The sequence below is a fragment of the Burkholderia sp. Se-20378 genome, from assembly GCF_017104665.1.
GTDB lineage: Bacteria > Pseudomonadota > Gammaproteobacteria > Burkholderiales > Burkholderiaceae > Burkholderia > Burkholderia lata.
The window spans coordinates 1-8,226 of record NZ_JAAGPG010000379.1; the positions used below are offsets into that span (position 1 = coordinate 1).

The 8,226-nt window shown below is 67.9% G+C and carries 7 protein-coding genes; 3 read left to right on the forward strand and 4 right to left on the reverse strand.

The annotated features are described in order from the left end of the window. From G3N93_RS28690 to G3N93_RS28700, 3 genes are all read left to right on the forward strand, one after another. On the forward strand, window positions 1–602 hold a 602-nt coding region (locus G3N93_RS28690; RefSeq protein ID WP_206134475.1), incomplete at its 5' end, for an SDR family NAD(P)-dependent oxidoreductase. 33 nt (window positions 603–635) lie between these two features. Next, complete coding sequence (locus G3N93_RS28695) at window positions 636–1,880, forward strand: acyl-CoA dehydrogenase family protein (protein ID WP_174939622.1); 1,245 nt, start codon at window positions 636–638, stop codon at window positions 1,878–1,880. Window positions 1,881–1,956: 76 nt separating this feature from the next. After that, window positions 1,957–2,862 carry a LysR family transcriptional regulator gene (locus tag G3N93_RS28700; RefSeq protein ID WP_206134476.1) on the forward strand — a complete coding sequence of 302 codons (906 nt, stop codon included), beginning with the start codon at window positions 1,957–1,959 and terminating at the stop codon, window positions 2,860–2,862. A gap of 21 nt (window positions 2,863–2,883) precedes the next feature. Here G3N93_RS28700 and G3N93_RS28705 read toward each other — a convergent pair whose 3' ends face one another. From G3N93_RS28705 to G3N93_RS28720, 4 genes are all read right to left on the reverse strand, one after another. Then, entirely contained in the window at window positions 2,884–3,240 is a 357-nt protein-coding gene (locus G3N93_RS28705) for a DMT family transporter (protein ID WP_241026742.1), read from the reverse strand. A gap of 117 nt (window positions 3,241–3,357) precedes the next feature. Then, a complete protein-coding gene (locus tag G3N93_RS28710; protein ID WP_206134478.1) occupies window positions 3,358–6,399 on the reverse strand; it encodes an FAD-binding and (Fe-S)-binding domain-containing protein in 3,042 nt (1,013 codons plus the stop codon). A 40-nt stretch (window positions 6,400–6,439) separates the two neighbouring features. After that, window positions 6,440–7,201, reverse strand: coding sequence for a 2-keto-4-pentenoate hydratase (locus G3N93_RS28715; protein WP_206134479.1), 762 nt, complete (start codon window positions 7,199–7,201; stop codon window positions 6,440–6,442). Between the two features lie 55 nt (window positions 7,202–7,256). Beyond that, on the reverse strand, window positions 7,257–8,226 hold a 970-nt coding region (locus G3N93_RS28720), incomplete at its 5' end, for an MFS transporter (RefSeq protein ID WP_206134480.1).

The window sequence follows — 8,226 nt, forward strand, 5'->3', positions numbered from 1 at the left end:
GCGCGGCCGGCGCCGACGTGATCGCGCAGCGCTGCGACGTACGCGTCGAGGCGGAGGTGGCCGCGCTGGTGCACGCGGCGGCCGAGCGTTTCGGCCGGCTCGACGTCGGCATCAACAACGCGGGCATCGCACCGCCGATGAAGGCGCTGATCGACACCGACGAAGCCGATCTCGACCTGAGCTTCGCGGTGAACGCGAAGGGCGTGTTCTTCGGGATGAAGCACCAGATTCGCCAGATGCTCGCGCAGCGCGAAGGCGTGATCCTGAACGTCGCGTCGATGGCCGGGCTCGGCGGCGCGCCGAAGCTGGCGGCCTACGCGGCGTCGAAGCATGCGGTGGTCGGGCTCACGAAGACGGCGGCCATCGAATACGCGCGCCACGGCATTCGCGTGAATGCGGTGTGCCCGTTCTACAGCACGACGCCGATGGTCACCGACAGCGATATCGGCGACCGCCAGGACTTTCTCGCGCAGGGCTCGCCGATGAAGCGGCTCGGCCGGCCCGAGGAAATCGTCGCGACGATGCTGACGCTGTGCGCGAAGGAAAACACTTATCTGACCGGGCAGGCCGTCGCCGTCGACGGCGGTGTCTCGGCCTTCTGACGGAACCGAACGAACGGAATCGAGGAGTCGATCATGGATTTTGGCTACACCCCGAAAGTGGAAGAACTGCGCAGCCGCGTGCGCGCATTCATGGACGCGCACATCGTGCCGCGCATTCGCCAGTGGAACGAGGAAGTGCACGCGGGCCAGTATCCCGTGTCGTTCATGGAGGAACTGAAGGAGCGCGCGAAGGCGGAAGGCCTGTGGAACCTGTTCCTGCCGCACCTGAAGGACGATGAGCCCGGCATGGGCCTGACGAACCTCGAATACGCACCGCTCGCCGAGATCATGGGGCGTGTGGGCTGGGCGTCGGAAGTGTTCAACTGCAACGCGCCGGACACCGGCAACATGGAGCTGCTGCACATGTTCGCGTCGCCCGAGCAGCGCGAACAGTGGCTGAAGCCGCTGCTGCGCGGCGAGATCCGCTCGGCATTCGCGATGACGGAGCCCGACGTGGCGTCGTCGGATGCGACGAACATCACGACGCGCATCGAGCGCGTGGGCGACGAGTACGTGATCAACGGCCGCAAGTGGTTCATCACGAACGCCGCGCATCCGAACTGCAAGATCTTCATCGTGATGGGCAAGACCGATCCCGAGGCCGCGTCGCACCAGCAGCAGAGCATGATCCTCGTGCCGCGCGACACGCCGGGTGTGACGATCGTGCGCAACATCACGGTGGTCAATCACTATGCGCCGGAAGGGCACTGCGAGATCACGTTCGACAACGTGCGCGTGCCGGCGAGCAACCTGCTCGGCGAGGAAGGCAGCGGCTTCGCGCTCGCGCAGGCCCGCCTCGGGCCGGGCCGTATCCACCACTGCATGCGTTCGATCGGCGCGGCCGAGCTTGCGCTGGAGCTGATGGTCGACCGTGCGCAGTCGCGCGTCGCGTTCGGCAAGCCGCTGAACAAGCACGGTACGGTCGGCGAATGGATCGCGCGCTCGCGCATCGAGATCGAGCAGGCGCGCTTGCTCGTGCTGAAGGCCGCGTGGATGATCGACAAGGTCGGCGCGAAGGCCGCCCGCAAGGAAATCTCGATGATCAAGGCGCTGGTGCCGACCGTGTACACGGACGTGTGCGACCGCGCGATGCAGGTGTTCGGCGCGGCGGGGTTGAGCCCCGACACGCCGCTCGCCGACCACTGGACCTGGGGCCGCGCGCTGCGCTTCGCCGACGGCCCGGACGAGGTGCACCTGCAGGCGATCGCGCGGATGGAAATCCAGGGCGGCGAGCCGGGTTCGACGGCCGCGTACCTGACGCCGCCGCTGCGCGGCTGAGCGTCGCGCCACGATGCGCAGGGCCGTGGACGAACGGGAGGCGCACGCCGTAAGATGCCGGCAAGGAGATCCGGCGATGCGCCTTTCGAAGATTGACCTGAACCTGTTCGTCGTATTCGACGCGATCTACACCCAGCGCAACCTGACGCGCGCGGCCGAGGTGCTGAACCTCACGCAGCCGGCCGTCAGCAACGCGCTGGCGCGGCTGCGCAAGACCCTGAACGATCCGCTGTTCGTCAGCACGCCGGCCGGGATGATGCCCACGCCGCTGGCCGAGAACATCGTCGGCCGCGTGCGCGAGGCGATGCAGCTGCTCGATTCGAGCGCGCACGAAGGCGACGTGTTCGATCCGGCGTCGTCGACGCGCGTGTTCCGGATGAGCATGAGCGACCTGACCGAGGCGTTGCTGCTGCCCGCGCTCGGCGAGCTGCTGCAGACGCATGCGCCCGGCATGCACGTGCGCAGCTACACGATGGACCGCCGCGAAGTCGCGACCGCGCTCGCGAACGGCTCCGTCGACATCGCGATCGACGCGCCGCTGATCGGCGATCCGCACCTGCACCAGGCGCTGCTCGTGCGTGATCGCTACGCGTGCATGATCCGCGACGATCACCCGTTCAAGGGCGACACGCTCACCATGGACGACTACCTTGCGATGGGGCACATCCACGTGTCGAGCCGCCGCAAGGGCAGCGGGTACGTCGACGCGGAACTGACGCGCCTCGGGCTGCGCCGCACCATCCAGATGCGCGTGCAGCACTACATGGTCGCGCCGCTGATCGCGATGCGCGGCGATCTCGCGCTGACGGCGCCGCTGCGGCTGCTGCAGCGCTATCCGGCGCGCATTCTCGAACTGCCGTTCGAGATGCCGGCCCTCGAATACTTCTGCTACTGGCATCGCAGCGCCGATCAGGACCAGGGCAGCCGTTGGCTGCGCGAGCAACTGATGATGCTGATGGGCGGGATCGGCGACGCGCAGTGATGCGCGCGCGGCGGCTCGCGATCACTTCGACGTGAGCCAGACCCCCGCGACGATCGCACCGATGCCGGCGAAACGCGTGACGTCGAGCGGCCGCGGCATCGCGCCGAGCCAGCCGAAATGATCGAGCGTCGCGGACACGACGAACTGCGTCGCGACGATGATCGTAAAGGCCGTCGTCAGGCCGAGCTGCGAAGCCGTATAGCCGATCGATCCCGCGATCACGAGGCCGAGCACGCCGGCCGACAGCGCATACCACGGCACCGACGTCCACGCCCGGAGTTCTCCGCCGTGCTGCGCGGCCAGCAGCACGATCGCGACCAGCGCGCCGCTGATGTAGTTCACGAAGATCCCGCCGGTCGTGCCGATGCTCTTCGACATGACGCCCATGAATGGCATGCGCAGAAGACGGCGCCGGTCATGCACTGGGTGCTCGACTATCTCGGCGACAGCGGGCAACTGCATGCCGAGTGGATTTCGTGAGGGCTCGGGCAGCAATCAGCCTTGTAGCGCCCGCGCCAGCACCTTCGCCACATGCACGGCCTGCGTCTGCGCGCCGTCCTGGATCTGATGCCGGCAACTCGTGCCGTCCGCGACGACGATCGCGCCTTCGGCCCGCGCCCGCACAGCCGGCAGCAGCGACAGTTCGGCCATCGCCTGCGACGCATCGTAGTGTTCGGCTTCGTAGCCGAAGCTGCCGGCCATCCCGCAGCACGACGATTCGACCGGCGACACCTTCAACCCCGGAACCCAGCGCAGCACTGTCTGCACCGGCGTGAACGCGCCGAATGCCTTCTGATGGCAGTGGCCGTGGACGAGCGCTTCGTTCGCATCGATCGCATGCAGCGGCAGCGATAACCGGCCAGCCTCCTGCTCGCGCACGAGAAACTCCTCGAACAGGAATGCGTGGCTCGCGAGCCGTGCGGCTTCGTCGCCATACCCGTATGCCAGAAACTCGTCGCGCATCGACAGCAGGCACGAAGGCTCCAGCCCGACGATCGCGACGCCGCGTTCGAGGTAGGGCCGCAGCGTATCGAGCGTGCGCTTCGCCTCGGCCTTCGCTTCGTCGACGAGTCCGGCCGCAAGGAACGTACGACCGCAGCACAACGGCCGTTCGCCTTCGCGCACGTTGAAGTGCACGGTGTAGCCCGCCGCTTCGAGCACGGCCTGTGCGGCCCGCGCGTTCTCCGGTTCCTGGTAGTTGCTGAACGTATCGACGAAGAGCAGCACTTCGCGGATGGCCGTGTTGCCTACTTGCGACGATGTTGACGTACCCGCACCTGCGTTCGCATCTGCCAGAAACGGCCGCGCAAACGCAGGCAGCGCCCGCTGCGGCGCGAGGCCGATCCATCGCTTCATCCACGACGCCGCGACCGGCACGCCATTCGCGAACGCGATCGCGCCGCGCATCCGTGCGGCCCACGGCGCATAACGCGGCAGGTACGCAACGAGTCGTTCACGCAGCGTCGAGCCGTGCTTGCGGTTCCACGCATGCCGCGCCTCGATCTTGAAGCGCGCCATGTCGACCCCGGTCGGACAATCGCGCTTGCAGCCCTTGCACGACACGCACAGGTCGAGCGCGGCCTTCACGTCGTCGCCGGCGAGGCCATCGGCGCCGAGCTGGCCGGTCACCGCGAGCCGCAGCGTGTTCGCACGGCCGCGCGTCACGTGCTGCTCGTCGCGTGTCACGCGGTAGCTCGGGCACATCGTGCCCGCGTCGAACTTGCGGCAGTGGCCGTTGTTGTTGCACATCTCGACGGCCGACGCGAGCCCGTTCGTGATGTCGGCGCCGGAGCCGGGGGCGGTTTCGTCACCGGTCAGCGGATTGCGCGTGACGTTCCATGCCGACCAGTCGAGCGCCGGCTGCAGCGGCAGCGCCGCGTAGCCGGGCGCGAAACGAAAATGCTCGCGCGCATCCATCTTCGGCGGATTGACGATCTTGTCCGGGTTGAAGCGGTTGTCGGGATCGAACAGCGCCTTGATTTCCGCGAACGCCGCATTGAGGCGCGGGCCGTACTGCCACGCGACCCATTCGCCGCGACACAGCCCGTCGCCGTGTTCGCCCGAATATGCGCCCTTGTACTCGCGCACGAGCGCCGCCGCCTCTTCGGCGATTTCGCGCATGCGCGTCGCGCCGTCGCGCCGCATGTCGAGGATCGGTCGCACGTGCAACGTGCCGACGCTCGCATGCGCGTACCACGTGCCTTCGGTTTCATGCTTGTGGAATACGTCGGTCAGGCGGCGCGTGTATTCGGCGAGGTGTTCGAGCGGCACCGCGCAATCCTCGATGAACGACACCGGCTTGCCGTCGCCCTTCATGCTCATCATGATGTTCAGACCGGCCTTGCGCACGTCCCACAGCGCCTTTTGCGCGCCGGCATCGGTCATCTTCACGACGCTGTCGGGCAGCCCGAGATCGGCCATCAGTTCGGCGAGCCGGTCGAGCTGCGTCAATTGCGCGTCGCGCGATTCGCCCGCGAACTCGACGAGCAGGATCGCCTGCGGCTGCCCGACCAGCGCCTGTTCGATCACGGGGCGAAAGGAGGGGTTCTCCATCGACAGGTCGATCATCGTGCGATCGACGAGCTCGACGGCCACCGGCTTCAGCTTCACGATGTGCTGCGCGGTGTCCATCGCCTGGTAGAAGGTCGGGAAGTTCACCACGCCGAGCGCCTTGTGCGCGGGCAGCGGCGCGAGCTTCAGCGTGATCTGCCGGCTGTACGCGAGCGTGCCTTCCGAGCCGACGAGCAGGTGCGCGAGGTTCGCGTGACCGTCGTCGGTGTACGCGCGCGGGTTCTGGCAGTCGAACAGGTCGAGGTTGTAGCCGGCCACGCGGCGCAGCACCTTCGGCACGCGCTCGACGAGCTCGTCACGCTCGCGCTGCGCGATGCGTTCGACGCCGCGCAGCAGGTCGAGCGTGCGGCGGTCGGTGACCGGCTGCGCGAGCGAGCCGAACCGGCATTCGCTGCCGTCGGCGAGGATCGCGTCGATCGCGAGCACGTTGTGCACCATGTTGCCGTACTCGATCGAGCGCGATCCGCACGAGTTGTTGCCGGCCATCCCGCCGATCGTGCATTGCGCGGCCGTCGACACGTCGACCGGAAACCACAGCCCGTGCGGCTTCAGCCACGCGTTCAGGTGATCGAGCACGATGCCCGGTTCGACGGTGACGGTGCGCGCCTGTGCATCGAATTCGACGATCCGGTTCAGCCATTTGCTGTTGTCGACGACGAGCGCCTCGCCGACCGTCTGCCCGCACTGGCTCGTGCCGGCGCCGCGTGCGAGCACGGGAATCTTGCGGTCGCGCGCGATGTCGAGCGCGATCCGCAGGTCGTCCTGGTCGCGCGGCACGACCACGCCGAGCGGCATGATCTGGTAGATCGACGCGTCGGTCGCATAGCGGCCGCGGCTTGCGCGGTCGGCGTAGACGTCGCCGCGCATTGCCGTGCGCAGCCGCTCGAACAGCGGCGACAGCGCGGCGCCTTGCGACGGCATGAGATGAACGGGGCGAACCAGCGAAGGCGAGACGGCGGATGTCATGGCAGCGGTCGGTATCGGATGGAAGCGGGTCGAACGGGGATCAGGCGAGGGTCACGCTGACGGGCGGCAACCCCGGTATGCGGCCGACGGCCGTGCCCGCCGCGTTCGGGAAAAACATCCCCGTGTACGAGCCGGTCGTGACGACGGTGCCGGCCGGCAGCGCGATGCCGCGTCGCGACGCGTGATTCACGAGCCACGGCAGCAGGCGGCGCGGATCGCCTGCGGGGTTCGTGCCCGATGCGGCACCGGCGATGTCCTGCCCGTCGAATGCGAATGCGGGAGCCGGCGCGGCGAACGGGAAATCGTCGCGATAGCCGGTCATCTCGCCGAGCACGAGCGCGCCGTGGTTCTGCAGGTCGGCGAGCTGCGCGACGGGGGCGACGTCCGGCCATTCGCGGAAGCGGCTCGCGACGATCTCGATCGATGCGCCCATCTGCGCGATGCCGTCGAACACTTCATCGTCGGCATAGATGGACGCACGCGGTGCGAAATCGCGGCCGAAGCGGAACGCGATTTCCAGTTCGAGGCCGAGCGGCCGGAACGCGCCGCGCGGCAGCGTGACGCCGCTCGCATGGCGGCAGTCGTCCGGCAGCGGCGCACCCTGGATCGGGCCATCGGGCTGCTTCGCGCCGACCTTCCATGCACCGATCGCGGCGCTGCGTACGGCGAGCAGGTGCGCCTGCACCGCATAGGCGGCGTCGGCATCGGCGGGGACGAGTTCCGAAGGCAGCGCGTCGAACGCGATGCCGTGTTGCCAGCCGTCGGCGAGCCGGACGGCGAGGTCGTGGGTAGCTTGGGTCATGGTTTGCAGTAAGAAAAAGAGGGGGACGCCACTCGCAGCAGCGCCCCGTTTGGCATCAGGCCGGCGAGCGATTGGCGGCCGGTTGTTCGGCGGGGGCATCGGCGAAGCGGCTGTCCGGCTGCATGCGGAACGCGAGCAGCACGCCCACGCCCATCAGCACCATGCTGCCGATGAACGGCAGTTCCCAGCTGCCGAAGCGGTCGATCACGAAGCCGGAGATCACCGGCGACAGGATCGCCGCGAGCGCGGAGCCGGAATTCATCATCCCGCTCGCGGTGCCCGAGTATTCCGGCGCGATGTCCATCGGCACGGCCCACATCGGGCCGATCGTCATTTCGGCGAAGAAGAAGCCGGCCGCGAGGCACGCCATCGACACGTACAGGTGGTGCGTGAACAGCAGCGGCAACAGCGACAGCAGCGTGAGCAGCATGCAGATCGACACCATCCAGCTGCGCGCACGCTTGAGGCTGCCGGTGCGTGCGTAGACGCGGTCGGTGACGATGCCGCCGAGCGTGTCGCCGATCACGCCCGCGAAGAACACCGCGGACGCGAACACGGCCGATTTCTTCAGGTCGAGGTCGTAGCTGTGCAGGAAGTACTGCGGAATCCAGCTGAGGAACAGCCACAGCGTCCAGCCGTAGCAGAAGTACACGATCGTGACGGGCATCATCCGGCGGAACAGCGGTCCCCACGGCACGTTCGCGGGTTTCTGCTTGGGCGGCGGCAGCGCATCGAGTTCGGCCTGCGTGATGCGCGGGTGATCCTTCGGGTGTTCGGTATAGACGAGCGCCCACACCACGACCCACACGATGCTGATCACGCCGCAGATGTAGAACGATTCGCGCCACCCGTACACGGCCATCACCGCGACGACGGCGGCCGGCGCGACCGCGTTGCCGACGCGTGAGAACGCATGCGTGATGCCCTGCGCGAAGCCGCGCTTCTCGCGCGGCACCCAGCGCGACATCGCCGACGTGGCCGCCGGGAACGTCGCGCCTTCACCGAGCCCGAGCAGCAGGCGCGCG

What these genes read in the sequence shown, in the direction of transcription:
- G3N93_RS28710 (WP_206134478.1), bottom strand. Translation starts at nt 6,399, where the DNA reads ATGACATCCGCCGTCTCGCCTTCGCTGGTTCGCCCCGTTCATCTCATG.
- G3N93_RS28700 (WP_206134476.1), top strand. Translation starts at nt 1,957, where the DNA reads ATGCGCCTTTCGAAGATTGACCTGAACCTGTTCGTCGTATTCGACGCG.
- G3N93_RS28715 (WP_206134479.1), bottom strand. Translation starts at nt 7,201, where the DNA reads ATGACCCAAGCTACCCACGACCTCGCCGTCCGGCTCGCCGACGGCTGG.
- G3N93_RS28695 (WP_174939622.1), top strand. Translation starts at nt 636, where the DNA reads ATGGATTTTGGCTACACCCCGAAAGTGGAAGAACTGCGCAGCCGCGTG.
- G3N93_RS28705 (WP_241026742.1), bottom strand. Translation starts at nt 3,240, where the DNA reads ATGTCGAAGAGCATCGGCACGACCGGCGGGATCTTCGTGAACTACATC.